The sequence below is a fragment of the Nocardia sp. NPDC050412 genome (genome assembly GCF_044458825.1).
Classification (GTDB): Bacteria; Actinomycetota; Actinomycetes; order Mycobacteriales; family Mycobacteriaceae; genus Nocardia.
On sequence record NZ_JBITIJ010000010.1, the window covers coordinates 84,720 to 111,360 of the forward strand.

At 63.5% G+C, this 26,641-nt stretch carries 29 protein-coding genes; 12 read left to right on the forward strand and 17 right to left on the reverse strand.

The window, feature by feature from the left end; translation table 11 throughout:
- Window positions 1-436 precede the first annotated feature (436 nt).
- From ACIBI6_RS26785 to ACIBI6_RS26825, 9 genes are all read right to left on the reverse strand, one after another.
- Window positions 437-1,390, reverse strand: coding sequence for an ImmA/IrrE family metallo-endopeptidase (locus ACIBI6_RS26785; protein WP_396958240.1), 954 nt, complete (start codon window positions 1,388-1,390; stop codon window positions 437-439).
- A 3-nt stretch (window positions 1,391-1,393) separates the two neighbouring features.
- Window positions 1,394-1,762, reverse strand: coding sequence for a hypothetical protein (locus tag ACIBI6_RS26790; protein WP_396958241.1), 369 nt, complete (start codon window positions 1,760-1,762; stop codon window positions 1,394-1,396).
- Window positions 1,755-1,985 carry a colicin E3/pyocin S6 family cytotoxin gene (locus tag ACIBI6_RS26795; protein WP_396958242.1) on the reverse strand — a complete coding sequence of 77 codons (231 nt, stop codon included), beginning with the start codon at window positions 1,983-1,985 and terminating at the stop codon, window positions 1,755-1,757. The genes ACIBI6_RS26790 and ACIBI6_RS26795 overlap by 8 nt, the downstream gene beginning before the upstream one ends.
- Before the next feature lie 291 nt (window positions 1,986-2,276).
- The gene (locus tag ACIBI6_RS26800) at window positions 2,277-2,966 is read right to left on the reverse strand and encodes a hypothetical protein (protein ID WP_396958243.1); all 690 of its coding nucleotides are present in this window, start codon (window positions 2,964-2,966) and stop codon (window positions 2,277-2,279) included.
- A gap of 191 nt (window positions 2,967-3,157) precedes the next feature.
- Window positions 3,158-3,562 carry a hypothetical protein gene (locus ACIBI6_RS26805; RefSeq protein ID WP_396958244.1) on the reverse strand — a complete coding sequence of 135 codons (405 nt, stop codon included), beginning with the start codon at window positions 3,560-3,562 and terminating at the stop codon, window positions 3,158-3,160.
- Window positions 3,563-3,572: 10 nt separating this feature from the next.
- Window positions 3,573-3,860: a hypothetical protein gene (locus ACIBI6_RS26810; RefSeq protein WP_396958245.1), complete on the reverse strand. Its 288-nt coding sequence runs from the start codon at window positions 3,858-3,860 to the stop codon at window positions 3,573-3,575.
- Between the two features lie 201 nt (window positions 3,861-4,061).
- A complete protein-coding gene (locus ACIBI6_RS26815) occupies window positions 4,062-4,280 on the reverse strand; it encodes a hypothetical protein (RefSeq protein ID WP_396958246.1) in 219 nt (72 codons plus the stop codon).
- A gap of 507 nt (window positions 4,281-4,787) precedes the next feature.
- Window positions 4,788-5,270, reverse strand: a complete 483-nt coding sequence (locus ACIBI6_RS26820) for a hypothetical protein (protein ID WP_396958247.1) — start codon at window positions 5,268-5,270, stop codon at window positions 4,788-4,790.
- 114 nt (window positions 5,271-5,384) lie between these two features.
- Window positions 5,385-6,131, reverse strand: coding sequence for a GntR family transcriptional regulator (locus ACIBI6_RS26825; RefSeq protein ID WP_396958248.1), 747 nt, complete (start codon window positions 6,129-6,131; stop codon window positions 5,385-5,387).
- 72 nt (window positions 6,132-6,203) lie between these two features.
- Here ACIBI6_RS26825 and ACIBI6_RS26830 point away from each other — a divergent pair, with 72 nt between their 5' ends.
- Window positions 6,204-7,295, forward strand: coding sequence for a DUF1152 domain-containing protein (locus ACIBI6_RS26830; RefSeq protein ID WP_396958249.1), 1,092 nt, complete (start codon window positions 6,204-6,206; stop codon window positions 7,293-7,295).
- A 465-nt stretch (window positions 7,296-7,760) separates the two neighbouring features.
- On the opposite strand, the gene ACIBI6_RS26835 is transcribed toward ACIBI6_RS26830, so the two are convergent.
- Window positions 7,761-9,812 (reverse strand): prolyl oligopeptidase family protein, encoded by a 2,052-nt coding sequence (locus tag ACIBI6_RS26835; RefSeq protein ID WP_396958250.1) that lies wholly within the window; start codon window positions 9,810-9,812, stop codon window positions 7,761-7,763.
- 169 nt (window positions 9,813-9,981) lie between these two features.
- Between ACIBI6_RS26835 and ACIBI6_RS26840 the strand changes: the two genes are divergently transcribed.
- On the forward strand, window positions 9,982-10,956 hold the full coding sequence (locus ACIBI6_RS26840) for a membrane dipeptidase (protein ID WP_364353580.1): 975 nt from the start codon (window positions 9,982-9,984) through the stop codon (window positions 10,954-10,956).
- Between the two features lie 9 nt (window positions 10,957-10,965).
- Here the strand turns inward: ACIBI6_RS26840 and ACIBI6_RS26845 are convergent, their stop codons facing one another.
- Window positions 10,966-11,364 (reverse strand): MmcQ/YjbR family DNA-binding protein, encoded by a 399-nt coding sequence (locus ACIBI6_RS26845; RefSeq protein WP_396958335.1) that lies wholly within the window; start codon window positions 11,362-11,364, stop codon window positions 10,966-10,968.
- A gap of 246 nt (window positions 11,365-11,610) precedes the next feature.
- Here ACIBI6_RS26845 and lpdA point away from each other — a divergent pair, with 246 nt between their 5' ends.
- Both lpdA and ACIBI6_RS26855 read left to right on the forward strand, forming a co-directional pair.
- Window positions 11,611-13,011: a dihydrolipoyl dehydrogenase gene (gene lpdA, locus ACIBI6_RS26850; RefSeq protein WP_364353577.1), complete on the forward strand. Its 1,401-nt coding sequence runs from the start codon at window positions 11,611-11,613 to the stop codon at window positions 13,009-13,011.
- A gap of 68 nt (window positions 13,012-13,079) precedes the next feature.
- Window positions 13,080-13,781 carry a polysaccharide deacetylase family protein gene (locus tag ACIBI6_RS26855; RefSeq protein WP_364353574.1) on the forward strand — a complete coding sequence of 234 codons (702 nt, stop codon included), beginning with the start codon at window positions 13,080-13,082 and terminating at the stop codon, window positions 13,779-13,781.
- Between the two features lie 6 nt (window positions 13,782-13,787).
- Here ACIBI6_RS26855 and ACIBI6_RS26860 read toward each other — a convergent pair whose 3' ends face one another.
- Together ACIBI6_RS26860 and ACIBI6_RS26865 are read right to left on the reverse strand one after the other, a co-directional pair.
- Window positions 13,788-14,204: a PPOX class F420-dependent oxidoreductase gene (locus ACIBI6_RS26860; protein ID WP_364353571.1), complete on the reverse strand. Its 417-nt coding sequence runs from the start codon at window positions 14,202-14,204 to the stop codon at window positions 13,788-13,790.
- Window positions 14,205-14,324: 120 nt separating this feature from the next.
- A complete protein-coding gene (locus ACIBI6_RS26865) occupies window positions 14,325-14,723 on the reverse strand; it encodes a winged helix-turn-helix transcriptional regulator (protein ID WP_396958251.1) in 399 nt (132 codons plus the stop codon).
- Window positions 14,724-14,821: 98 nt separating this feature from the next.
- On the opposite strand from ACIBI6_RS26865, the gene ACIBI6_RS26870 reads away from it, so the two are divergent.
- Window positions 14,822-15,673, forward strand: coding sequence for an SDR family oxidoreductase (locus ACIBI6_RS26870; protein ID WP_364353565.1), 852 nt, complete (start codon window positions 14,822-14,824; stop codon window positions 15,671-15,673).
- A 528-nt stretch (window positions 15,674-16,201) separates the two neighbouring features.
- On the opposite strand, the gene ACIBI6_RS26875 is transcribed toward ACIBI6_RS26870, so the two are convergent.
- Window positions 16,202-16,579, reverse strand: coding sequence for a VOC family protein (locus tag ACIBI6_RS26875; protein ID WP_396958252.1), 378 nt, complete (start codon window positions 16,577-16,579; stop codon window positions 16,202-16,204).
- A gap of 144 nt (window positions 16,580-16,723) precedes the next feature.
- On the opposite strand from ACIBI6_RS26875, the gene ACIBI6_RS26880 reads away from it, so the two are divergent.
- Window positions 16,724-17,491, forward strand: a complete 768-nt coding sequence (locus ACIBI6_RS26880) for a TetR/AcrR family transcriptional regulator C-terminal domain-containing protein (protein ID WP_396958253.1) — start codon at window positions 16,724-16,726, stop codon at window positions 17,489-17,491.
- 9 nt (window positions 17,492-17,500) lie between these two features.
- On the opposite strand, the gene ACIBI6_RS26885 is transcribed toward ACIBI6_RS26880, so the two are convergent.
- The gene (locus tag ACIBI6_RS26885; protein ID WP_364353556.1) at window positions 17,501-17,632 is read right to left on the reverse strand and encodes a hypothetical protein; all 132 of its coding nucleotides are present in this window, start codon (window positions 17,630-17,632) and stop codon (window positions 17,501-17,503) included.
- 272 nt (window positions 17,633-17,904) lie between these two features.
- On the reverse strand, window positions 17,905-18,438 hold the full coding sequence (locus tag ACIBI6_RS26890; RefSeq protein ID WP_364353846.1) for a carboxymuconolactone decarboxylase family protein: 534 nt from the start codon (window positions 18,436-18,438) through the stop codon (window positions 17,905-17,907).
- A 219-nt stretch (window positions 18,439-18,657) separates the two neighbouring features.
- On the opposite strand from ACIBI6_RS26890, the gene ACIBI6_RS26895 reads away from it, so the two are divergent.
- Window positions 18,658-19,542, forward strand: coding sequence for a nuclease-related domain-containing protein (locus ACIBI6_RS26895; RefSeq protein WP_364353553.1), 885 nt, complete (start codon window positions 18,658-18,660; stop codon window positions 19,540-19,542).
- Between the two features lies 1 nt (window position 19,543).
- On the opposite strand, the gene ACIBI6_RS26900 is transcribed toward ACIBI6_RS26895, so the two are convergent.
- Window positions 19,544-21,373 carry an acyl-CoA dehydrogenase gene (locus ACIBI6_RS26900; RefSeq protein WP_396958254.1) on the reverse strand — a complete coding sequence of 610 codons (1,830 nt, stop codon included), beginning with the start codon at window positions 21,371-21,373 and terminating at the stop codon, window positions 19,544-19,546.
- 355 nt (window positions 21,374-21,728) lie between these two features.
- On the opposite strand from ACIBI6_RS26900, the gene urtA reads away from it, so the two are divergent.
- The 5 genes from urtA to urtE all read left to right on the forward strand — a co-directional run bounded on the left by urtA (window position 21,729) and on the right by urtE (window position 26,631).
- Complete coding sequence (gene urtA, locus ACIBI6_RS26905) at window positions 21,729-23,009, forward strand: urea ABC transporter substrate-binding protein (protein ID WP_364353547.1); 1,281 nt, start codon at window positions 21,729-21,731, stop codon at window positions 23,007-23,009.
- 68 nt (window positions 23,010-23,077) lie between these two features.
- Window positions 23,078-23,962, forward strand: a complete 885-nt coding sequence (urtB, locus tag ACIBI6_RS26910; RefSeq protein ID WP_396958255.1) for an urea ABC transporter permease subunit UrtB — start codon at window positions 23,078-23,080, stop codon at window positions 23,960-23,962.
- Window positions 23,959-25,107 (forward strand): urea ABC transporter permease subunit UrtC, encoded by a 1,149-nt coding sequence (gene urtC, locus ACIBI6_RS26915; protein WP_396958256.1) that lies wholly within the window; start codon window positions 23,959-23,961, stop codon window positions 25,105-25,107. The genes urtB and urtC overlap by 4 nt, the downstream gene beginning before the upstream one ends.
- Window positions 25,104-25,955 carry an urea ABC transporter ATP-binding protein UrtD gene (gene urtD / locus ACIBI6_RS26920; protein ID WP_396958257.1) on the forward strand — a complete coding sequence of 284 codons (852 nt, stop codon included), beginning with the start codon at window positions 25,104-25,106 and terminating at the stop codon, window positions 25,953-25,955. The genes urtC and urtD overlap by 4 nt, the downstream gene beginning before the upstream one ends.
- Complete coding sequence (urtE, locus tag ACIBI6_RS26925; protein ID WP_364353535.1) at window positions 25,939-26,631, forward strand: urea ABC transporter ATP-binding subunit UrtE; 693 nt, start codon at window positions 25,939-25,941, stop codon at window positions 26,629-26,631. Before urtD ends, urtE begins: the two co-directional genes overlap by 17 nt.
- Window positions 26,632-26,641: the final 10 nt, after the last annotated feature.

Genomic DNA, 26,641 nt, shown 5'->3' on the forward strand with positions numbered 1-26,641 from the left:
GGACGATGCGCCCAACGGCGGGCTGCATCAGTTGATGACCCCGCCGAGAACGGCGAGGGCAATCTTGCCGATCAGTTCCAAGCGAACGATGGCGAGAGCGGCGGAGAGAGTGGACATGGTGAATTTCCTTGAGGCATAAGGTGTTTGATCAGATTCGATCGCGGCTGCGGCCGGACTCGAACCGGCGACCCTCGGCACATGAAGCCGCACGCTACGCCGCTCGGGCATGAAAAAACCGCCACCGGTCCGAATCAAGGGCCGGGTCGGCAGTAGCGGTTTCGAGTCCCGCTGTAGATGAGCAGGATGAACTGATGTTCAAAGTGCCTGGTCAGCTAGCGAGTTCACCGAGAATCCGCTGAGCTTCGCCGATTTTCCCGGCGATCTCCCGCGAGACTACGCCATGTCAAACGCTTGTTTGATGAGGTGAGGGCGCGGGCTACTTGTTGGCCTTGTCCCGCGCCTTTCGCGTCAGCCACTTCTGGAAGTCTGGATGCGTGGTCATCGCGGCGTACTCGACGTAGCGGAAACGGTAGGTCAGGGACGCGAAGACTTCGCCAGCTGGCCTGCCGGCGTCGTCCTTGGTGCCTCCGCCGACCTTTCCATTGGCCGACTGCTCGATCCATTTCGCACGAGCCGGATCCGACTCGTGCGATCGAATCGCCGATCGTAGAAGTTCCGTCGTGCTGCGCGGATCGTCATCTTCGGCAGGGATATCGAAGCGTCCGGCCAACCGCCACCAACGAACGTTGTTGCCCTGCAGGACGTAAACGCCATGGTCCTCCGCGGACCTCGTCAATTCCGCGGGCCCGGCCACAGGCGTCACTGTTCCCGCTGACGTAATGAGGTCGGGCCGACTATTGAGTTGAAAGGCCCATCCGGCAGACAGGCCGCGACGGAGTGCCAACAGCGATGCGGTCGTGCTGACTTGAGCCGTGCTGACCGCTTCCAGCAGCCCGGTCATGTCCTCGCCGTATGTCCTCGACACAGCCTCAAGCCAACGGTCGGGTACTAGTAGGCACGAGGCGAAGGTGTCAGCCTCGCGCTCTTCGGGTGGACGCCCGTTTGCGCGATCAGAGCCGGTCTCGCTGGGCGCTACCTCGCAGGCCTTGTTGCCGAGATGCCATGCCAGCTTCAGGTGGCCGAGCTCGTGCGCCAGGGTGAATCGCTGACGGAGACCGCGCGGGTCGGTGTTCTTGTAAAACACCGCCGGCTTCTGCCCCGGACGTCGCATCATCACAGCATCAACCTGCGGGACGGGCCATTCGGACACAGCGAGTTCGACTTCTCCTGCCAAGATCTGCACAATCGGCACAGGAGGCTCGAGATCGTGGCGAGATACCAGCAGTGCGGCAGCTTTTCGAGCGGAACCGAGCAGGGGATCGGCGTTCACGGGTTAGGCGTGCGACGCCTGCTCAGGGTCGATTCGACCAGTCGTGACCAGCCATTGCAGCACTTTCTCCGCCGCAGCGGCGTCCTGGGCACGAGCGGCCAAGGCGTAGTCGTTGCGGGAGATCAACAGGTCGGTTACCGGTGTCTGGTAGCGATGAGCAGCGATGACGAACCGTAGGGCGTCGTCCTGCTCAACCCATAGCGCGTACTCCGATTTCGTCATACCGAGGTATGACGACAAGGTCATTGACTGTCCTTGAGGCTGTCCGTCAGCGTCATGCCAACGATCCACCCAGTCATCGATGTCCTCAAGGAGCGCTTCGCCTGCCAGGACGGCGTCGACGAAGGTTCCTGAGGTGATGGTGTCAGACATCGATCCTCCTTCCTGGCACAGGCTCGTCTATCCATTGTCCCGTACGCACGTCCGCCACGCCCATATGGACACCTCGCCGATTGAAAACCTCAATATGCCCGTGCAGGTGATCGTAGGTGAAGATACGTTTCCCGTCGGGACTTCTCCATCGTTGGCTTCCGTTCCAGCTGATTCGCTCCTGGGTATCGAGCCAATCCGGCCGCGACCGTGCTACTGGACTCATATCGACCCAGCGTGCCGCGGCATTGGTCTCCCCCGACTCACATTACTCAACAACCTCAGGGCCATGGGCATCCTGGAATCGACGGTATCCTACGCCTTTGCCCGATTGCTTCTCCTGGACATGCGCGATCCTTGTCCGCACTGTCCAGGTGCCCACACGGCCGGAGGCGTCGGGCCAAGTCACGGTCACGATCCAGTGGAGTCCCGACCGCTCACGCCGCCCTTTCTTCGTCTTGGCCGGTTCCCGCTACGCGATGTCGAGCACGTCACCGAGCCGATGCGGATCCCGCTGCTAATCGCGCGAGCGTCCACCTCCGCCGCTGGCCGCTTGGCCGAAGAAGAAGCCGAGAATCAGCAGCAGAGCACTTGAGAAGATCTCCGGAGTCGGGGTGTGTGAGAACACGGCTCCGATCAACGCCAGCGTCAACATGCCTAAGAGGACAGCGCCGACAAGCACCGCGACCGGCTCCCGGTCGAGCATCTCTTTCCACATCCGCCACTTACGCTCTCTGAGCTCGGCATTGTGGATCGCTCGCTCCATCTCGGCGGCGGCTTCGGCCGATTTGGACTCAAGAGCCTTGGCCTGCTGCTCCTGAACGAAATCCGAGAAGAGGCTCAAGAGGTCCTGACGCAACTTCGGATCTTCAACCTTCGCCTCGACCGCATCCTTGAACTCGTCCACCTGTGCCTGCTGAAGCAGTACCGCGAGTTGCTCTCTAACAGCCTTCTGCCGCTGCAGCACCCTTGTCGTGAACGACGCCCTAATCCTCTCGCGTCCCACTTTTGTCTCGATCGGTATCCCGAGAAGGTCGGCAATAGCGGCACCGGTGGTCGGAAGCTGAATTAGGCGATCAAGCAACTCTTGTAGCTCGGACACGGACATCGAGCTGATCGACTTCGGTCGAAGCTCAACCCGCGCTTCGAACCATCGGTCCAGATAGCGCGTGATCCTGTCGTCCTCACCGTCAAGAGCTCGGTCCATCTCGTTACAGCTCCATCTTCTCAACGATTTTCAGTGATGAGTGCGAGCGTACGGCCCTGCGCTGCAACCGGATAGCGGTAGAACGTCCTCCTCATCTTCGGAACTCCAATCGCTGTCTCGTTGGGTGTGAGGTCGAGCTGAGCCAGACAGACAGAGCCCTCAGCCTGCTGGCTGAGGGCTCCCTCGTTGGGCTATCCAGACCCGTCGATCTGTGCTCGGAACTCGTCAGCATCCGGCCCCGATAGTTCGTATGTGACGGTGACCGGCTCCACCGGGTTCAATTCGTCACGCCCGGCTGGGCCAGGCACCATCGAGGTCACCAACTCCACCAATTCCGTGTAGGTCAACGCCTTTTGCGGCGCAGACGGATCGAAGTCGTTGATGACTCCACGCTGCAACGGTTTTCCACCGACCCGAGGCCACCACACCTCGAGTGTGGACCATGGGATGCCCTGCAGCAGGGCTACTTGCAGATCCTCGGGTGCCAGATCGTTGCGACCATGTTGTTCGGCAACCTGCGCGGCGCGACGAAGCAGCGAAATCACTGCCGGACTCGCCCCAGTGATTGTGGTGACGGAACCAAATCGTCTGGTCATGATATCGAGCCTATCGCCCGTATTTGCTGTTGCCGCCGGTATCGAAGACCTCCATCGGAGAGCCATCCGGCATGGTGTAGAACCGCGTCCCGACGCACCACAGTCGGATTGTCTTGCCTGGTGCTGGGCAAGCGATTTTATCGTTCTTATTCACGGGTTGCTCCGCGCATCGGATGACCACGCCGCCCGCCTCCTCGCATTGCTGGACAGTGACGGCCTCCGCTGAGCCGATGGCGGCAATGACGGCTGCGATGCAGGCGGCGGTAACGAAGAGAAGGCGTTTGATGGCAGTTTGCATGATTCCCCCATAGAATCCAGGTATTGAACGGACACGGCGGTCCGGGTTCGCGCCCCCTGGTGGCGTCTGGTCCAGGGGCGCCGTGTGGCACAGCAGGCCAGGGTGTGTCGAATCGCGTTGTTCTGGAGTTGATTTGACGGGCGGCGCCCGGATGCTCCGGATCTCAGCGGTCATGGCGAGGACCTTGCTCGTTCGAGCTGTTCATGGTTCGAGGTACAACCGTTCGTTGGGGAGGCGTGGCAGGCCACAGGTGGATCCAGGAATCACTGTCACTGCGTCGGGATAGTGGTGATCGCGCCAGTCGTCCAAAAAGACGAGCGCGGCGGTAAGGCAGACAGCGAAGTCGAATCGCGCACCATGCAGGAACACCGACAAATGCACATCCGGATCACCCGGTCGCGGCGAAACCTGCTCACTCATAAAGAGCACCAATTGACCGGGGTACTGCTCATCGGCAATCTCCCGATGGACGGATGCTGGTGCACGCGCGGATCGCATCGACTACGGCGATTCCGGATGGCCGGAATGTGTCACGTGGCGGTTCGATCCAGACACGCAGCCCGTCGTGCCGATCGGCGGGCGACGGTAGTGCGATCTGCGCACCGAATCGAGCGACAGTTACGTTGAGCCGAAACAACTCCGAGAACAGAGGTACTTCGTCGGGGAGATCGGGCCTGACGATGAACGTCCATCGTCGCGAGCGCGGGTGGGAGATGATCGGACCGAGTGCGCATTGCCGAGACTGTATGTGCATCTTCACCATTTGGCCTAGGTCGGCGGGCATGACGACCGCGGATACGCTGCCTGCCCGCACCGTGATTCGCCCGATGGCGGGATCGACTCCGGCTGTCAGCCCGCATATCTGCCGATAGAACAGACATCGACTGGTGGGAGTGTCGGCCAGCAGCTCCGGCGTAAACTCGCGCCTCATTGGTCACCGCCCACGATGGACAGGGGCGCGGGCCATTGATGACCGCACGGATACACCTGCTCGTGGGTGACCAGGTCGCACACGAGGGTGATCGCCCACTTCAACTCCCCAACATGTTCGAGGCTGGGGGTGAGCACGGCATCAGCCTCAGCATCCCGGATATGTTGCGACAGCAGCAGCCCTGCGGCGCGGGAGTCCACATCGAATCCGACGACCTCAACGAGGAAGTAATTGTGCTCTGCCGCTAGATGTTTCAGCTCTGCGGCGGCCGACGTGCCTTGCGCGGCGTTGTCCCAGCGGACCACACCGATCGCATTCGATTCGGGACTCGGGGTCTCTACGGCGTCCTCGATCGAAGCCGCCCACTCGGTAAGGGCGTAGATGAACCGCGTCAGCACGGCGGCCGACACGATGCCCTGCACCGGACGTTGCGGCTCAACGACCGCGGCGGCCCGATTCGGTAGCGGGTGGTTTGGCATTGCAGGCTCCCAGGTCGGTTCCGTTGTGTCACAACTGGATTATGCCGCTTTATGGATAGTGGCATATGCCACTCCGCAAAATCGGGGAAAGTTCCGGCGAGACTGCCGTGCCGGTCAGAAAGTTATCGGATACTCCTGGCGGAACGCCCAGCGTTGCGGCGGGTACACCGCCTCGTCGAACTGAATCGGATTGTCGTCGGAGTCGTATGCCACCAGCCAGTAGACCAACGCGGGTGATGCATCCGGCAGCTCGAGTGCCGCCCGCTCGTCATCGCTGGCGGGTCGAGCACACACCTGGTCGCGGGCATAGGCGGCGCGCACCCCGAGGGCGTCGGCGAGATACGGGAGCGTGCCGCCTCGAATCCGCTCGGCGACAAGCAGGCGTGGCGCGGAATCGGCTAAAGCCGCCGGAAACCACGATGTTGATAGCTCCGTCGGGCCACTCGCCTCGTTGTATATGACGCGCCGCCGCTGTACGACCGGACTGCCCTCATCGAGCCCGAGCGCGGTCGCGACGTAGTCGGGCGTGTCCACTCTGCCGACCAACGGGAACTCGACACGCTCGGTGTCGGAGTACATCGTGCCCATCGCCGCGGCACGCTCGAAACGTTCACGCGCTCGCGGCGCAGCATTCGGTTCGCGAACGAACGTGCCCGACCCGCGGCGTGATTCGACCAATCCCTGCTGCCGCAGTGCCTGCAAAGCTTTGGTTGCAGTCGGCCGGGATACGTTCCACGCGGCGGCCAGTTCCCGTTCAGACGGGACCTCCGCGCCTGGCGGTAGGTCGCCGCGAACGATCTGATCCCGCAGGTATCCTGCGATTTGCAGGTATTTCGGAAGTACCTCTTCGATCTCGGGCAACGCTTCATCCTTGGTCTGAGTACCATATGCCACTAGCCAGTTTATGAGTCGCGGATTGGTTGGCGAACAATGATGACGACAGTAGCGATCGCTGCGGGTGGGGGCGGCGACGTGGTTACCGCGGCTATGCTCGCCGACAAAATGCCTGCGCTGGGCGTTGCAGCCATCATGAGCTACTCCTGGGACCGGCTGATGATCGACCCGGCACCAGGTCCCCGCACATGGGCCGACTTTCAAGGGTTGATCGACCACGGCGGGGTGTCCGAGGTGCCATCCACGGCGGTTCTGCGCGCCGACGGGAAATCGACACTTCCGCGCCTCGCGGAGCATTTCGCGCAACCCCTGCTGCTGATGGACATCGAGGCCGGGGTGAACGGTCTTGCGCGTCAGATCCGTTGCGCAGCAGCCGTCTTCGACGCTGACGAGATCGTGTTGATCGACACAGGCGGTGACATTCTGGCTGCTGGAAATGAGCCGGGGTTACGGAGCCCGCTTGCGGACTCCGCTGCTTTGGCCGCCGCGATTATGTCCGGGCTGCCGACTCGGGTGTTCGTCGCCGGTGTCGGCCTCGACGGCGAATTGTCCCGCGCAGAGATCGATGGGCGATTGCACGCGCTGGATGCGGAAGATGTCGGCGACCTGATAGCTGGGGATGCGGAAGGATTCGCGAGCATCTGGTCATGGCACCCATCGGAGGCCAATGCTCTGCTTACTGTGGCTGCGTCGGGTTGGCGCGGCTCCGTCGAGATCCAGCGCGGTGTCGTCGTCGAGGTCACCGCCGCGGCTACACGCATCTACCGGATTGCACCCATTGCCCTCGCAGAATCGTCGCTGGCAACGTTTCTCACGTCGACCTCCTCTCTCAAGGAGATCGAACGGTTGCTGCGTGAACGCCGCGGATACAGCGACATCGACATCGAACGCGAGCGGCTGGCGCACCGCCGTCGACCTCAGATGCCCACACCAGACACACTTGACATCATCGACGGCTACCTGGCCGATGCCGACGCCCGCGGCGTTGACGCTCTGACAGTGCGCCGCGTTATCGAAATGACTCACGCGACCAACCCTGAGGCAACAGAGGCATTGCGTGCCCAGCTGACCCAGTGTCGGTCTGATAATTTCAAGCCGCCTTTGTACATGGTGCGGCCGATTTCCATCTGACCGGCAAAGGAAGCCCAAAGGCGTTGATGGACAGCGCAACTGGCCCGCGCGTATCTGCTTCATGGCAACCGCCGCAGTGCGTTCGACGCGCTGGTAATCGCGAAATCGATTGCGCCATCCCAGACCCGTTACAACCCGATGGTGCATGAAACCGTGCGAGCGCTGGCGCGGGCAGAGGCACGCACCGTCGACACTGTGCACGGCTTCGCGGTGTGGTGTGGAATCACCGACCGCCTGTAATTATCCCGCAGCGGGAAACCCTTCACTACGGCCGGTGCCAGGAACTCGACACGGAACGACTCGACGTATTCGCCACGCTCGTCCAAGAATCGGCGGGTGGGCGGCTTCGGCTTGCTCATGCGCTCATCTGAGTCCTTGTCTACAGCGTAGACCGAGTCTGCATCGTAGACATACCGCCGCAAGAAGTCGGCCCAGTGCAGGATGTACCGGGCCGGTTGGACCTGATTACCGCTCCATCAACATCTGGGTGAAGAACTCGTAGATGAGTCCGGCCTGGAATGCCGATTGCTTGTTGTCGGCCGCGCCGCCGTGGCCGCCTTCGATGTTCTCGTGGTACCAGACGGTGTGCCCCTGCTCCTCGAGCAGCGCGGCCATCTTGCGGGCGTGGCCAGGGTGGACTCGGTCGTCGCGGGTGGAGGTGGTCAGCAGGATCGGCGGGTAGGGCGCGTCGGCGCGGACGTTCTGGTAGGGCGAGTACTTGCTGATGTACGCCCACTCTTCCGGCTTATCCGGATCGCCGTATTCGGCCACCCAGGACGCACCCGCCAGCAGCAGGTGATATCGCTGCATATCGAGCAACGGGACTTGGCAGACGATGGCGCCGAACAGTTCCGGATAGCGGGTCAGCATGACGCCCATGAGCAGGCCGCCATTGCTACCGCCGACCGCGCCCAGTTGTTCATGTGTGGTGATGCCGCGGGCCACCAGATCCTTGGCGATCGAGGAGAAGTCCTCATAGACCTTGTGCCGGTTGGCCTTCTGCACCGAGGTGTGCCATTGCGGGCCGTATTCGCCGCCACCGCGGATATTTGTCATCACCCAGGTGCCGCCGCGTTCCAGCCAGCCCATTCCGGAGGCGCCGCTATAGGCCGGGGTTCGGGATACCTCGAAGCCGCCGTAGCCGGACATCACTGTCGGACCGGGGGTGTCCTTGTGGTCGCGGTGGCGGATTACGAAGTAGGGCACCATGGTTCCGTCGTCGGAGCGCGCGAAGAATTGCTCGGTTTCGATGCCCTCGGCGTCGAAGAAGCCGGGTTCCTGTTTGAGTTGTTCGGTACGGCCGCCGACCGCGCTGGCGAGCAGGGTGGCCGGAGTGGTGAATCCGCTTGTGGTCAGCATGAATTCGTCGCCGCCCTCGAGCGGGTCCAGATTCATCACGCTGGTGGTCGCCATCGGCGGGGTATCGGCGAGCGGCTCCTTGTGCCAGCCGTCCGGACCGGGCGTGAGGACATAGAGCTTGGTCTGCACGTCCTCGAGGGTGATCAGCAGCAGATGGTTTTCGGTCCAGCCGTATCCGTGCAGCGAGGTGTGCTCGTCGGGGGTGAAGATCACCTCGAATTCCCGTGCACCGGAAAGGAATTTCTCGAAGTCGAGGGCCAGCAGCGCACCGGCCGGGTAGGTCTTGTCGCCGATCTCCCATGGCGACTTCAATCGCACCAGGAACCAATCCTTGTACCAGGATTCGCTTGCGTCGGTCGGTACATCGAGATGCCGCAGACTGCCGTCGCTTTCGAGCAGGTACACCTCTTCGTTGAAGAAGTCGGTGGCGCGGCCGACGAAATGCCGTTCATAGCCGGGAGTCCGGTCGTACCCGGCCGATACCGCGACATCGCCTGCCTCGCCCTCGAATACCGTTTCGGCCGCGGCGAGCGGGGTGCCGCGCCGCCAGCGCTTGGCGATACGCGGATAGCCGGAATCGGTGAGCGAACCCGGTCCGAAATCGGTGCCGACGTACACCGAGTCGATATCGATCCAGCGGAGCTCGGATTTCGCCTCGGGCAGGAAGTAACCGCCGTCGGCCGGATCGATGAATTCTCTTGTCTCGATATCGAATTCGCGCACGACCTTGGCATCCGCGCCGCCGCGGGACAGGCTGATGAGCGCACGCGACTGCTCCGGCCGCAGCACCGCGGCGCCGCCCCACACCCAGTTCTCGCCCTCCGCGGTGCCGAGCGCGTCCAGGTCGATCAGCACATCCCAGTCCGGCGCTTCCTTGGCATATTCGGCGAAGGTGGTGCGCCGCCACAACCCGCGGGGATGTTCGGCATCGCGCCAGAAGTTGTAGAGCCAGCGGCCGCGCCGACCCGGGTAGGCGATCTTGGTATCGGTATCGAGCATGTCCAGGATGCGGCGCTCGAGCTCGGTGAACCGATCGGAGCTGGCGAAACGCTCGACAACCACCTCGTTGTGCGCGCGGGCGAAGTCGAGGGCCCGCTCATCGGTTACTTCTTCGAGCCACAGGTAGGGATCGGTCACAGTTTGCTCAACGCCCGTCATGTCCACATTGTTGCCGAGAGGCTTCAAAGGTGAGATATCACTCGGTGAATCGGGCAATTCGGGCGCGCTGTTACCGGTTGCTCGACATCGAGTCAAGGTCTGACATACGTGCCGGTCGGCTCAGTAGGATCGCTGCTCCGATATCGAACCGAGGCGGAAGGTGGCCGGTTTGCCACAGTTTCTCTGGGAGCAGCACTGCTGCCTGCCATTACTGCATTCCGCGCGGATCGCGGATCTGGCGCGCTATCCGCTCGGGTCGTATTTATCGGTGAACGTCGGATATTCACGCCAGTCGACCGAGGATTCGCTGGCGCTGCTGCACAAGTTCCGCCGGGATGCGCTGGATAATGGCCGTTTCCGGCTGATCGAGCGGTTCGCCGATATCGGTGCCGCCGATACCATTTCGCTGGCCTTCGACCTGGAGGATTCGGGGCCGCTGGGCGGCGATCCGGATAACCTCGAGATCTTCTACGAACTGGGCGTTCGTTCAATGCTGCCGACCTATAACCACGCCAATGCGGCTGGTTGCGGTTGTCTGGATACCGACGACACCGGACTCACCGCCTACGGCCGAGATCTGGTGCGCAAACAGAACGAGGTCGGCATATTCGTCGACGGTTCGCACTGCTCCCGGCGCACCGGACTCGACTTGGCCGAATGCACCGAAGTTCCGATGATCTACAGCCATTCCAATTTCGCCGCACTGTGGGCGCATCCGCGCAATATCACCGATGAGCAGGCGCTGGCCTGTGCGCGGACCGGCGGAGTTATCGGTATCAATGGCGTGGGCATCTTCCTGGGGCAGAACGCGATCGATGGCCGAGCCGAGCGGGTCGCGGCAATGGCCGCGCATATCGAATACGGTGCGGAACTCGTTGGAATCGAACATCTCGGCATCGGGTCGGACTACTCCTTCGATGCCGAGGATTTCAATGAAATGCTCACCCAGGATCCCGGGGCGTTTTCCGACGCGTATACGAAGTGGGGACCGCTGCAATGGGTGCCGCCGGAGGATCTGCTCGGGCTCAACGAGCTACCCGGACTGGATGCCGAGCTTGCCGGTCGTGGTTTCAGTGCCGGGGACCGGGCGGCGGTATTCGGTGGCAACTTCGCCCGGATCGCACAGCAGGTCTGGCGTAACTAGCGCGGTGCTTCAGTCACCGAGGTGCGCGGCGGCGACGCGCTTGGGGACGACCATGCGCCATGCCTCGATGACCAGTTCCGTCAACTCCGTCTCGTCGATGGCATCGAGCCGCACCCGGACCCAGTTGTATCGCTCGTCGCGCGGCAGCGGCATCAGGAACTTGTCGGGCTCACCCGCGACCAGTGCCGCCCGCTCTTGCTTGGGAAAGGCGAAACCCATGCGGGTCTCGTCCGTGGACAGCGCCAGGTACACGATGCGGCCCACCCGGAACTTCGCCCGATCTCGCACCAGCGCCTCGGTCGTTCGCGGCAGGCTCAACGCGATCCGTCGCACGTCATCGGAGGTCACCACCGGACCGATTATCGTCGGCCGAGCCGAATCGGCTACGGCTGCTGTCGTGTAAATAATGTTCACCTGACCGTGGTGCGCACACCGATGGATGCATTTCCATTTCAAGAGCTGATGGCTATCGCTGCTGCTGGCGGCCCGAGGGGGTTTAGTTCACCGCTGCCGTGTGCCGCAGCCGCCAGCCGAGGTATCGCAGCCCCGCGCAGCTGCCCGGTCGCACGAAAGCCGCGGTGCCATGTGGCGCGCGTCTCATAGTTGCCGGGGGAGGGTGGGTGAAGTTCGCCCGACAGAGTTAGGCTCGACGACGTGACTTCCCATTACGACGTTGTCGTTCTCGGTGCCGGTCCTGGCGGTTATGTCGCCGCCATCCGTGCGGCACAACTTGGCCTCCGTACCGCCATCGTCGAGCAGAAGTATTGGGGTGGTGTCTGCCTCAACGTGGGCTGCATCCCTTCCAAAGCGCTGCTGCGCAACGCGGAACTCGCGCATATCTTCACCAAGGAAGCCAAGACCTTCGGCATCTCCGGCGATGTGAGCTTCGACTTCGGCGTCGCGTTCGACCGCAGCCGTAAGGTCGCCGACGGCCGGGTCAAGGGCGTCCACTTCCTGATGAAGAAGAACAAGATCGACGAGTTCGACGGTAAGGGCACCTTCACCGACGCGAACACCCTCTCGGTCGCCCTGTCCAGCGGCGGCACCGAGACGATCACCTTCAGCAATGTCATCATCGCCGCGGGCACCGTCACCAAGCTGCTGCCGGGCACCTCGCTCAGCGCGAATGTGGTGACCTACGAGGAGCAGATCCTCACCCGCGACCTGCCCGGCTCGATCCTGATCGTCGGCGCCGGCGCGATCGGCATGGAGTTCGGCTACGTCCTGAAGAACTACGGCGTCGACGTGCGCATCGTGGAGTTCCTGGACCGTGCGCTGCCGAACGAGGACGCCGACGTCTCCAAGGAGATCACCAAGCAGTACAAGAAGCTCGGCATCACCATCACCACCGGTGCGGCCGTGCAGTCGATCGACGACGACGGCTCCAAGGTCACCGTGTCCATCAAGGACAACAAGACCGGCAACCTGGAGACGGTCACCGTCGACAAGGTGCTGCAGGCCGTCGGCTTCGCGCCGCGAGTCGAGGGCTACGGCCTGGAGAACACCGGTGTCGCGCTCGAACGTGGCGCCATCGTCATCGACGACAACATGCGCACCAATGTGCCGCACATCTACGCGATCGGTGACGTGACCGCGAAGCTGCAGCTCGCCCACGTAGCGGAGGCTCAGGGCGTCGTCGCCGCGGAGACCATCGCCGGAGCGCCGACGGTCCCCCTCGGCGACTACCGGATGATGCCGCGCGCCACCTTCTGCCAGCCGCAGGTCGCCAGCTTCGGCCTCACCGAGCAGCAGGCCCGCGACGAGGGCTACGACGTGAAGGTCGCCACCTTCCCGTTCACCGCCAACGGCAAGGCGCACGGCCTCGGCGATCCGACCGGTTTCGTCAAGCTGGTAGCCGACGCCAAGTACGGCGAACTGCTCGGCGGCCACCTCATCGGTCCGGATGTCTCCGAGCTGCTGCCGGAGCTGACCCTGGCCCAGAAGTGGGACCTGACCGTCAATGAGCTGACCCGCAACGTCCACACCCACCCGACGTTGAGCGAAGCCTTGCAGGAAGCGTTCCACGGCCTCGCGGGCCACATGATCAACTTCTGATCCGTGTCCAAGACGGTGGCGTTCGGACCGAAAGGTCCGGGCGCCACTGTTTTTCATAGGAGCTGATGATGCGACGCAAGTGGTTGATCGGTGGTGCGCTGGTGCTCGTGGTGGTGTTGGCGCTGGCGGTCGGCGGCTATTACCTGATGAACTCGCGCACCTTCCAACTGGCGGGACGGTTGGTGAACCGGGTCGATACGACCGACAGGGTGGTCGCATTGACCCTGGACGACGGCCCGACCGACAAAGCGCCCGAAGTGTTGAAAGTTCTTGCCGAAGCCGGGATTCCAGCTACCTTCTATCTCATGGGCCGGGACTTGGCCGCGCATCCCGAATACGGCAGGGCGATCGCGCAGGCCGGTCACGAAATCGGCAATCACACCTACAACCATCGCCGCATGGTGCTCGTCTCCGGCGATACCGTCCGCGACGAGATCGAACGAACCGAAGCGGAAATCGCGAAAACCGGTTACCAGGGCCCGGTCACCTTCCGCCCGCCCTACGGCAAGAAACTCTGGGCTCTGCCGAAGTACCTGTCCGACCATGACCGCACGACGATCACCTGGGATGTGGAACCCGACTCGGGCCAACAGGCGAGCACCGACGCGATCGTCACCGAAACCGTGGCCAAAGTGCGGCCGGGCTCCATTGTCCTACTGCACGTCATGGGGCAGGGGCACGATTCCCTCGCCGCAATACCGCGCATCGTCAGCGAACTCCGTTCCGCCGGTTACCAATTCGTCACGGTGTCGGAGCTGCTGCGGCACTGAGGATCGTCAGAGCATGCCGTATGCGTGGGTGGGTGTCAGGCGGACGAGGGCGCGGCGGTCGGTGACCATGGCCTTGCGGTATTCGTCCCAGTCGGGGTGCTCGCCTGAGCCCGCTCGGTAGTAGGCGACCAGTTCGTCGACGGTGGAGTCATTGGGGTCGGCGGCAACCGGGGTGAGGTCGACGGTGCCCTCGATGACGGCGTAGGCGAAGAAGTCGTCGCGGGTGATGTGGATCGCGGCCCACGGATCGCGCACCAGGTTGTGGTACTTGGCCCGGTCGGCGGTGATGGAGATGCGAATGATCCCGTCGTCATCGACCACATGCAGCACATTGGACAGCTGTGGGCGACCGTTGCGCCGAATAGTGGTGAGCACGGACCGCTTGGTTGTCCGCGCGAAATCAACAGCTGAGGAAATTTCCATACCCACACCAACCCACCACAACCTCCCGACCTTCCCGCTGGTCGGTTGTGCACTGTGTATTGGTTGCGGCATCGGCCGAGAGACCTACTCCACCAGTACATGATGATCTTCGTCGTCTGGTCAGCCGCGGTGGTAGGTGGCTTGGGCTTCGTGGACTCGGGGCATGTTGGTTTCGATGATTCGGATGAGGTCTTCGAGGCGTTCGGCGACTTGGGCGCCGAGGTCGGTGAGGGTGTACTCGACTCGTGGGGGGATGGTTTCCTGCACTTCGCGGTGCACCATGCCGTCGCGCTCGAGGGCTTGCAGGGTTTGGGAGAGCATGCGCTCGCTGACACCGTCGACGCGGCGGCGCAGGGCACTGAACCGGTACGGCCCTTCGCGCAGCGCGACCAGGGCGAGGGTGCCCCAGCGGCTGACCACGTTCTGGAGCACCGGACGTGACGTGCAGTTTCGGGCGAATACGTCGGATTCCAGCGTCGGATCGTCGGTATCCACCAACGGCGTGCGCTGAGTGGTCATGGAATCGATAGTACCCAACTTGACCAAAGTGGCTACGGAATGCATAGTGCTTACTATTAGTTAGTACTTGATGAACGTATAGACCATGGAGGTAAGTCATGAGCGTCGCCGTAACCGGAGCTGGTGGGCAGCTGGGCCGTCTCGTCATCGAGGCGCTATTGCGCGAGGGGACCACGCCGGTGGTCGCGATCGTGCGTGATCCGCAGAAGGTCGCCGATCTGGCCGAGCGGGGCGTTGAGGTCCGACAGGCTTCCTATGACGACGCGGAAGCGCTCGACCGCGCGCTGGACGGTGTCGACCGGGTGCTGCTGGTCTCCGGTAACGAATTCGGTGCGCGAGTCGCCCAGCACACCAACGTAATCCGGGCTGCCGAGCGCGCGGGTGTGGAACTGCTTGCCTACACCAGCATTCCGCGCGCCACCGAGAACCCGCTCATCCTGGCTCAGGAGCACCGGGGCACCGAGGAGGCGCTCGCGAAATCTACTGTCCCGCACACACTCCTGCGCAACGGCTGGTACTGGGAGAACTACTTCGGTGCGCTCGGGCACGCGGTCGAGTCCGGCGTGCTGCACGGCGCCGGGGGTGCCGGTCGTGTCGCCGGTGCCGCGCGCGCCGACTACGCCGAGGCGGCCGCCAAGGTGCTGACCACCGACGGCCACGCGGGCCGGATCTACGAACTCGGCGGTGATGAGCGCCTCACCTATGCCGAACTCGCCCAGGTGATTTCGCAGGCATCCGGCAAGCCGGTGCGCTATGAGAACCTGTCCGAGCAGGACTACAGCGCGGCACTCGAGCAGGCCGGTCTGCCCGGCGACTACGCCGCTGTGCTCGCTGATGCGGACGCCGGCGTCGGCGACGGCATCCTCGATGTGGACTCCGGCGACCTCCAGAAACTGCTCGGTCGCCCGTCCACTCCCGCGGTAGAGGTCTTCCGCGCCGCCCTCGCCTGACGCATCCAAGGGTGAGTTCATCGGGCTTGCACGCCGCCGTCGCAATGTAGCGAGACGGCGTGCAAGCCGTTGTCTATCAAATGAACTGGTCAGCTGAGGCGCTGAAACCGTGCGCCGTCCGAGTGCGACGCATCCAAAATGGGTTCACCGGACTTGCGTGCGGCCGCGTGTTACCCGCGCTCGTCGATGTGACATGCAAGCGCGTTGTGCGTCAAAGGAATTGGTAGCTGAGGTGCCGAGGTTATCTGCCGCCCTAGCGTGATGCATGCACACCGGGTTTCCATGCGGCAGCGTGTTATCCGTGCTCCTCGTTACCGCGTGCAAGCGCGTTGTACGCCAATGGAATTGGCTAGCCGAGGTGTCGGATTCGCCCGCCGTCCCAGCGCGCATTCAGCGGGGTCCACCGGGCTTGCGCACCGCCGCAAGGTATTGGCAGGCGTATCAGCCCGGTGTCCAACGGAATTGGTCAGTTGAGGCTATCGAGGTCGCACGCCTTGCTTGCGGCACGGCATGCGACCTCGATCCGCATCAGTCCCACTGCACCAATTGCAGGATGATGCCGTTCGGATCGGCTGTCTGGAAGTACCGCTCGCCCCAGGGCTCGGTTTCGATCGGGGTGACGATCGGTACGCCCTCGCGCTGGAGCCGTTCGTACTCGGCCTCGATATCGTCCACGACGAAGGCGACCAGTAGGCCCTCGCCCGCGCTCCCCGCTTTGTCTATCGGCCTGAAGCTGTCTAGACCGGTGCGCAGATAGCACAGGGTGAAACCGGCATCGGGCCGGGTGACGGACACGAAGCCGTCGGCCGACATCTGCTCGGTGAAGCCGAGGTGGTCGATGGCGAACTTGGCCGAGGCCTGCGGGTCGGCCACATTGAGCGAGATGGCGGAAGCGGTGATGTTCACTAGATCCTCCTCTGAAGCAGGACTCAAATACTATACTAAGTATGCTGTACTTTGTAGAGAAATTTCCGAGAGGCCGAACTGTTGCGTGTGACACGCCGATACGATCGGCTTTCGCACAAGGATCTCGCGAAACGAGGAGGCGGCATGGCCGAGCAATCACGGGACCGCAGCAGCGCGGGCGATCCCGTGCGCACCTTGGAACTGCTCTGGCGCGTGCCCGTCGCATCGGTACGCGGACCGAAGCAGCGCAGCAGTGTGGATGCCGTGGTCGCGGCGGCCATCGGAATCGCGGATACGGATGGGATCGGCGCGCTCACCATGCGAGCCGTCGCCACCAAGCTGGGGCTGACCCCCATGGCCACCTACACCTACGTACCGGGCAAGGCGGAACTCGTCGACCTCATGCTCGATGCGGTCTACCAGGAGATGTCGCGTGCCGACCTGGCCGAGCTGCCCTGGCGCGATCGTGTCGCTACGATCGCCGCCGAGAATCGCGCCATGCTGGTCCGCCACCCGTGGGTCGCCTACCTGCCGACCGCGCGGCCGCCGCTCGGCCCCGGCGTCGCCGCCAAATATGAACACGAACTGCGCGCCTTCGACGGCCTCGGCCTCGACGATCTCGAGATGGACGCCGCCGTCACCTACGTCCTCGGCTTCGTCACCTCGGTGGCGCGAATCGCCATCGACACCGAGCGCGCCGCCGCCGATAGCGCCATGTCCGACCGGCAATGGTGGGAGCGCGCCGCACCGCTGCTGGCCCAATTCTTCGATGACGAGCGCTACCCGCTCGCCGCCCGCATCGGCGCGGTCGCGGGGCAGGCGTACGACAGCGCCTACAGCGCCGACCATGCCTATGAATTCGGTCTGGCGCGAGTCCTGGACGGCTTGGCCCAGCTCATCGAAAACTGCTGAGCCGCAGGGTTACTGATCGCCGGGCTCGTTATGCGGTTTCGGATGCCGTGCGGCGTCCGCGCCGCCGGGAAGCATGAAGCTTGTGATCACGATGGATAGAAGGATGAATCCCGCCACGATCAACACGAGGCTGACGGTCATGACGGCCCCTTTCTCCTGTCGAGCCGACAGTTAACTGTCAGCTAGCTTGATGGAGGGGTTTCCGATCCTGGTGCCGTCACACTATGGTGTGCGACACACATCGGTTATTGTCTCGAAAGCTGTGGTGCGGCATGACGACGGTCACGGAAATCGTCATTCTGTGCGTGTCGCGTTTCAGTTTAGGGGCTGTCGGGGGTGATCGCTCTGGAATTGCTAAATCGAGAATGGACGGCGTTGGCGAGAGGCGAACTGCGCACCGACGCCGCGGTAGGTCAGATGCCGTCGCGCTGGATCCGCAGCGCGGTAATGGTCGCGGCCAGTCCTTCGTACTGATTGATGAGCAGCACGATTTCGATCAGGCTGCGCTCGTCGTAGTGCTCGGCAAGGGCGGTCCAGGTGGCGTCGTCGATATCGCGGGTTTCGACCAACTTGTCGACCGCGGTGAGCAGCGCGCGATGCTTGTCCGACCACCCCTCGGCGGCGGGCCCGGTGCGAACTCGGTCCAGGATCTGCGGCGTGATGCCAGCTCGCCTGCCGAGGCGAATGTGATGGTCCATCTCGTAGGCGCAGTCGCGCAGTTGGGCGACGCGCAGGATGACCAGCTCAGATTCATGCCTGGGCAGTCGGCCACCCGGCATCAACCGTCCGGAGAAGTGCAGCCAGCCGCGAAACAGTCCCTTGGTGCGGCCGAGCGTGCTGAACAGATGTGCGTCGTCCGTCCCCGCAGCGCGTGAAAGTACCTGCCAGACAACCCAATTGATCGGGCCCAACTCCCGGAGTCGACCCGGTGAAATGCGTGGTCGCAACGCCGAAACCATGCCTGTGCCTCCTTGCTCGCCGCCGGCGGCGGGATCCGTCCTGCCGGAACGAATCCGAGCGTACTAGCGGGTAGGTCCGCGATCGGCGGGTCGGCGGCACCGAGTTGCGCTTTCCGGTGGTCTTCGCGGCGACGGCGGGTCATCATCAGTACCGGCGCGGTGGATGTGGGGCGCCGGGGTGAACCGGATGAGGGTAGGAAATACGCGATGCTGGTGAAGATCAAGACCGGAGCGAATCTCTCCGGGGCCGAACAGGAGTTCGTGGAATGCCTGCGGTTGTATCCGACGACCGCAGTCGCATTGGTCGGCCTGGAGATCGGCGAGCACGGATCCCGTCGGGTCGACGCGGTCATCCTGACCCCTCGCGGCATTACCGTGACCGATATCAAGGGCTTCCGACGCCGCCAGAGCGGGATTCTGAACATTCCGGGCGACGGCCGATGGATGATCAGCGCCGAGCCTGCCGACCTGGACGAGGAGATCTCCGGCAATCCCATCGATCAGCTGGAACACAGCGTGCACGCGGTGAAAACCCGGCTGGAGCGGGCGCTGATCGATCCGGGCCACATCTGCGGCGCCGTCGTACTCGTGCCGTTCCGCGGGGTCGCGGTGCGACCTGCCCGGACCAACCTGCGTCCCGGCATGGATATCCTCGTCTCGAATGCCCGTGACGCGACCGAACTCCGCATCTACCTCGAGGGTTTCTCCGCCGGACCGCGCAGCTGGACCGCGGATCGGGTCGGCGCCGCCTGCGATGCACTCGGCGCCACCGAAAAGCCTTCGCGCGCCGAGCTGCTCGCCGATGGCTTCGACGAGGTGCAGCCGAAAGCGCCGTCGCCGTCGGCGCGGGAGCTGCGCCGGCACGTCATCCCCGCGCCGCTGCCGCCGAGTAAGCGGCAGACGGCGGCGGGGTGGGCGGTCTTCGCGGTTGCCCTGGTCGGAATGGTTGTGGTCCTCATCGTGATCGCGAGCTCACTCGCCCACGATTCGACCGATCCGGCCCGCGAACCGGATACCTCGACAACGAGCGTGACGCCTTCGCCGCCGCCGCACCATCCGACCGAGTGCTGGCCCCTGCAGACCAACTGCTGATTCAGAACGCGGCTTCGTCCAGCTCCATGATGTCGTTATCGATCGCGGCGATAATGTTCTTCACCGCGGTCAACTCCGGCAGTGCGTTCTTCGCGAAAAAGCTTGCGACGGCGACCTTTCCGGAATAGAACGCCCGATCCTTCGCCGGTGCCTCGGCGGCCAGCGCGGCGGCCGCGATCTCGGCCTGCACCAGCAGTCGCCAGGCGATGAGCAGATCGCCGACCGCGAGCAGGAAGCGCACCGAACCGAGTCCGACCTTGTACAGCTGCTTCGGATCCTGTTGGGACGCCATCAGATAGCCGGTCAGCGTGGCCGCCATCGCCTGCACATCCTCGACCGCGGTGGCCAGCAGCGCCCGCTCGGTCTCGAAGCGACTGGTCTCGGCCTCCAAGAAGGCGGCGATCTGCCCGTTGACGTGCGCGAGCGCCACACCCTTGTCCCGAATGATCTTGCGGAAGAAGAAGTCCTGCGCCTGGATCGCGGTGGTGCCCTCGTAGAGCGAGTCGATCTTCGCATCGCGGATGTACTGCTCGATCGGGTAATCCTGCAGATAGCCCGAACCGCCCAGTGTCTGCAGTGATTCGGTCAGGTACTGGTAGGCCCGCTCGGAACCGACCCCCTTCACGATCGGCAGCAGGAGATCGTCCACTCGGTGCGCCAATTCCGCGTCCGCGCCCGAAACCAGCTGTGCCACATCGGCATTCTGGTGAGCAGCGGTGTAAAGGTATACCGCGCGCAGACCTTCGGCGTAGGCCTTCTGCATTGCCAGCGAACGCCGCACATCCGGGTGGTGGGTGATGGGGACGCGCGGGGCGGCCTTATCGGTCATCTGGGTCAGGTCCGCCCCCTGCACGCGCTGTTTGGCGTAGTCGAGCGCATTGAGGTATCCGGTGGACAGGGTGCCGGCGGACTTGATGCCGACCACCATGCGTGCGTTCTCGATCACCTGGAACATCTGCGCGATGCCGTTGTGCACCTCGCCGACCAGCCAGCCCTTGGCGGGCACATCGGTCGCACCGAAGGTCAGCTCACAGGTGGGCGAGGACTTCAGACCCATCTTGTGCTCGACACCGGTCACGTAGACGCCATTGCGGTCGCCCAACTCCAGCGTCTCGTGATCGAACAGAAATTTCGGCACGTAGAACAGCGACAGGCCCTTGGTGCCCGGACCGGCGCCTTCCGGACGAGCCAGTACCAGGTGGAAGACGTTCTCGGCGGTCTCGCCGACATCACCGCCGGAGATGAAGCGCTTGACGCCCTCGATATGCCAGGAGCCGTCCTCCTGCTTGACGGCCCTGGTGCGTCCCGCGCCGACATCGGAACCGGCATCGGGCTCGGTCAGCACCATGGTGCCCGCCCAGCCGCGGTCGTAACCCTTTGTGGCCCACTGCTTCTGCTGTTCGGTGCCGACATTGAACAGCACCGAGGACATCACCGGGCCCATATTGAAGAAGCTCGCCGCCGGATTGGCGCAGGTGAGCATCTCATTGACCGACCAGATCACCGCCGCGGGCGCCGGCGTGCCGCCCATTCCCTCCGGCATGCCGAGCCGACTCCAATCGGCCTCGTGCACGGCCTGGACGGTCTGGCGTAGCGGTTCGGGCACCGAAACCGAGTAGGTGGCCGGATCGTAGACCACCGGGTCGCGGTCGGCCGCTGCGAAGGATTCCGCCACCGGCCCCTCGGCGAGCCGCTTCACCTCGGCCAGGATCTCGCGCACGGTTTCCGAATCGAGATCGCCATAGGCACCCGTATCAAGGAGTTTGTCCAGTCCTAACACCTCGAACAGGTTGAACTCGATATCCCGAACGTTCGCCTTGTAGTGACCCACCGGTCCTCCTCGGACTCACGCCTCCACGGCCGGGCAGCCGCGGAATCGGCGTTTTGACGTTGTACAAAAAGAGCCTGCCGTACCGCTGTCTTGCTACGCAACCGTAGGCAGGGCGGCCTCCTCACAGCGGTTTGCCGACCGATTTCCGCAAACGTTCACACGGCGGAAACGTGCGCAATGGACTCGTCACCGAGAGATATTCCGGCGCAACAACTTCTGTCTAACGTTCGCACCACGAATACAGCCGCTGTATACAACCCGGTCTACAGCCGTGACCGGGGCAAAAGGCGGGCGTACTCGGCGCGGCGCACGCAGCGTCGCCGAATACCTGATGAAGTGAGAAGGGTGGCGCTCCATGCCAGAATCCCGTGATACCCGTCGATCGCGCTCACGCCGCGTCAGCAAGGCGCTGGTCGCGCCGACGGCCGTCGCACTCGCCGGACTGTTGCTGACCGGCTGCGGCGCCAAGGATGACGCCTCGGCCAGCGGCTCCAACGCCTCGTCCTGCGTCGATAGCTCCAAGGACTCGATCAAGATCGGCTCGCTGCACTCGCTGTCGGGCACCATGGCGATTTCCGAAGTCACCGTCGCCAATTCGACCAAGCTGGCCGTCGACCAGATCAATGCCGCGGGCGGTGTACTCGGCAAGAAGCTCGACCTGGTACTCGAGGACGGCGCCTCGGATCCGAAGACCTTCGCGGAGAAGGCCGAGAAGCTGATCAGCTCCGACTGTGTCGCGGCGGTATTCGGCGGCTGGACCTCGTCGAGCCGCAAGGCCATGAAGCCGAAGTTCGAGAGCCTGAACTCGCTGCTCTACTACCCGGTCCAGTACGAGGGCCTGGAGGACAGCAAGAACATCTTCTACACCGGCGCTACCACCAACCAGCAGATCCTGCCCGCGCTGGACTATCTGAAGCAGAAGGGCATCAAGTCCCTGTACCTGGTCGGCTCGGACTACGTCTTCCCGCAGACCGCCAACCGGGAGATCAAGGCCTACGCGGCCGCGAACGGCATCGAGATCAAGGGTGAGGACTACACGCCGCTCGGTTCCACCGACTTCTCCACCATTGTGAACAAGGTCCGTAATGCCAAGGCGGGCGCGGTATTCAACACCCTTAACGGCGACTCGAATGTGGCCTTCTTCCGTGAGTACACCAATGCGGGCCTGAAAGCCGCTGATATGCCGGTGGTTTCGGTATCCATCGCCGAGGAAGAGGTCGCCGGTATCGGCGCGCAGAATATCGCCGGACAGCTGACCGCTTGGAATTACTACCAGACCGTCGACACACCCGTTAACAAGAAGTTCGTCGCGGACTACAAGGCCGCATTCGGTGCCGACAAGCCGACCTCGGACCCGATGGAGGCCGCCTACGCCTCGGTCTTCCTGTGGAAGAACACCGTGGAAAAGGCGAAGTCGTTCAAGGTGGCCGATATTCAGGCCGCGGCCGACGGCGTGACCTTCGATGCCCCGGAGGGCCTGGTCACCGTCGACGGCTCCAACCACCACATCACCAAGACCGCCCGCATCGGCGAAATCCGCCCGGACGGCCTGATCTACACGGTGTGGGACTCGGGCAAGGCCGTGACGCCGGACCCGTACCTGACGTCCTACGAGTGGGCCAAGGGCCTCAAGTAGTCGACTGGCGCCGGGTGCGGGGTCTGTGAGGGGGCCCGCACCCGGCCGACCCCGTTAGGAATCCGAATATGGACGTGTTGATCGGCCAGCTCTTCACCGGGCTGAGTCTGGGATCCATTCTTCTGCTTGCGGCGCTGGGCCTTTCGCTGACCTTCGGTCAGATGGGCGTGATCAACATGGCGCACGGCGAATTCATCATGGCCGGGTGTTACACGACTTATGTTGTGCAGAAGGTCATCTCGTCGGCCGGGGTATCGCTGGTCGTTTCCTTGCTTGTCGGTTTCCTGGTCGGCGGCCTGCTCGGCGCGGCCCTGGAAATGGGTCTGATCCGGTGGATGTACGACCGGCCGCTGGATACCCTGCTCGTCACCTTCGGTGTGGGACTCGTGCTGCAACAGGCCGCGCGTGACATCTTCGGCGCGCCCGCCAAGAATGTACTCGCACCCGATTGGCTCAGCGGCGGTGTCACCATTCTCGGTGCGGTGGTGCCGAAGACCCGCATCTTCATTCTCGTGCTCGCGCTCGTCGCGGTGACCGCGCTGGCCACCGTGCTCAAGACCACCCCGCTGGGTCGGCGCATCCGCGCGGTCGTGCAGAACCGGGGTCTGGCCGAGACCAGCGGCGTCTCCAGCCGCGTCACCGACATCAGCACCTTCTTCATCGGCTCCGGCCTGGCCGGAGTCGCGGGCGTCGCGCTGACCCTGATCGGTTCGACCAGCCCGACCATCGGACAGAGCTATTTGATCGATGCCTTCCTGGTCGTCGTGATCGGCGGGCTCGGGCAGATCAAGGGCACCGTGATCGCGGCCTTCGCGCTCGGCCTGCTGAATTCGTATATCGAATACTCGACTACGGCCTCGATCGCGAAGGTGATCGTCTTCGTCATCATCGTCATTTTCCTGCAGGTTCGTCCGCAGGGGCTATTCACCGTTCGGACGAGGAGCCTGGCATGACCACACTCGGACAACGTTGGCGCGCATATCCTTCCGTGACCGCGTGGGGCGGCTTCATCGTCGCCGCGATTCTGCTGTTCGCGGTCGCGCCCGCAGTTCTCAGCGATTTCCGGCTCAACCTGCTGGCCAAATTCCTGTGCTTCGCGATTGTGGCGGCAGGCATCGGATTGGCTTGGGGCCGTGGTGGAATGCTCACGCTGGGGCAAGGCGTGTTCTTCGGCATCGGCGCATACATCATGGCGATGCATCTACAGATGGCTGATGCGGCCCGGCTGCACAACGAGGTGCCGGAGTTCATGGAGATCGCGGGTATTCGCGAATTACCCTCGTTCTGGCGACCTTTCGCGTCGGCTCCGGTCGCCCTGATCGGCATTCTGGTGCTGCCGGCGCTGATCGCGGCGGCACTCGGTTACGGCGTATTCAAGCGCCGGGTCAAGGGCACGTATTTCGCGATCCTGAGTCAGGCCTTGGCCGCGGCGCTGGCGATTCTGCTGACCGGACAGCAGAAGATCGGCGGGTTCACCGGACTGTCGGACTTCCGCGCCTTCTTCGGCTTCAAGCTCTCGGATCCGGTCAACCGGCAGATGCTGTTCTTCATCGCGGCCGGCACCTTGCTGCTGGTGGTCGCCGCGGTGCGCCAGCTCATGCACAGCCGCTACGGCGAATTGCTCGTGGCCGTGCGTGATCAGGAGGAACGGGTGCGCTTCCTCGGCTACGATCCGGCCAATATCAAGATCGTGGCGTATGTCGTCGCGGCATTCTTCGCGGGCATCGCGGGTGCGCTGTTCACCCCGATCGTGGGCATCATCTCGCCCGCTGATATCGGTGTCGTTCCGTCCATCGCATTCATTATCGGTGTCGCGATCGGCGGTCGGACCACACTGCTCGGGCCGGTCCTCGGCGCGATCGGCGTCGCCTGGGCGCAGACGGCGCTCTCGGAGGAGTTCCCGTCCAGCTGGACCTATCTGCAAGGCGTGCTGTTCATCGTGGTCGTAGGGTTCATCCCGGCGGGGCTGGCGGGGCTGTGGCCGATGTTGAAGGGGTTGCTGGACAGTAAGTTTCCCAAGACTGCCGCACCTGCTCCGGCGGTGGTCGATGAACCGCTGCCCGAAGTCGTGACCGAGGAGAAGGTGGAATCCCGATGAGCGCACACGACCCGAAGCCGGGCGGCAATGCGGGTATGTCGAGCGAGTACCTCGAAATCCGCGGTCTCTCGGTGAGTTTCGACGGTTTCCACGCCGTCTCAGATGTGGATCTCACTGTGCTGCAGGGTGATCTGCGGTTCTTGATCGGACCCAATGGTGCGGGAAAGACCACGCTCATCGATGCGATCACCGGCCTGGTGCCCGCTACCGGATCGGCACAGAAGTCCGGTGTCGAATTCCTCGGCAAGAAGGTGCACCAGATCGCCCGACTCGGCATCGGCCGAACCTTCCAGACGGCGAGCGTTTTCGAGCAACTCAGTGTGCTGCAGAATCTCGATATCGCGGCGGGTGCGGGGCGTTCGGCGCTGACGCTGTTGCGCCGTCGAAAGTCGGTCTTGCCGAGTATCGAAGAGGCGCTGGAGATCACCGGCCTGGGCGAGCTGCGCGATAAGCCCGCCGGTGTGCTGGCGCACGGGCAGAAGCAGTGGCTGGAAATCGGCATGCTGCTGGTGCAGAACGCCTCGGTGCTGCTGCTCGACGAACCGGTTGCGGGTATGAGCGCCGAAGAGCGCGAGGAGACCGGAAATCTGTTGCGGCGCATCGGCGGTGAACGCATCGTCCTGGTGGTCGAGCACGATATGGATTTCATGCGGTCCTTCGCGACCTCTGTCACCGTGCTGGCCGCGGGCAAGATACTCAGTGAGGGCACCGTCGAACAGGTGCAGGCCGATCCGAAGGTGCAGCAGGTCTACCTCGGCACCGCCGCTGCTATCGGCACCGAACTCGAAGATGCGCGGACCGCGCAGGAACTGACCGCGAAGGAGTCCGCCGATGCTCGAGCTCATTGATATCCATTCGGGTTACGGCCGGACCGAGGTGATCCACGGCGTCTCGATCACCGTCGCCGACGACAGCGTGGTGGCGATCATGGGGCACAACGGCGCGGGCAAGACCACGCTGCTGCGCACGGCCGTCGGTCTGATCGGCACCAGATCCGGACAGATCAACTTCAACGGTGAGGCGATTACCAAGATGTCGCCGTCACGTCGGGTCAAACGCGGTATCGCATATGTGCCGCAGGGACAGCAGAGCTTCCCGCAGCTGACCACCGCCGAGAACCTGCAGGTCGTCGCCGACGGCCGCAAACGCGGTAAGGCCTTGATCGACGAATCGCTCGACCTGTTTCCGGCACTGCGCGAACTGCTGAATCGCAAGGCGGGCCTGCTGTCCGGCGGGCAGCGCCAGCAATTGGCGATCGCCAGGGCGCTGATCACCGAGCCGAAGCTGCTGATTCTCGACGAGCCGACCGAGGGCATCCAACCGTCCGTGGTCGCCGAAATCGAGCGCACGATAATCGATTTGACCGGTCGCGGCGGACTCAGCGTGCTGCTGGTGGAACAGCACATCGGCTTCGCACTGCAAGCGGCGCAACGCTATTACGTCCTGCAGTCCGGCCGCGTGAGCTCCACCGGCGAAGGCGGAGCGGCCGCGGAGGCCTCGGTTCGCTCGGCGATGGCGATCTGAGCTGGCCGCC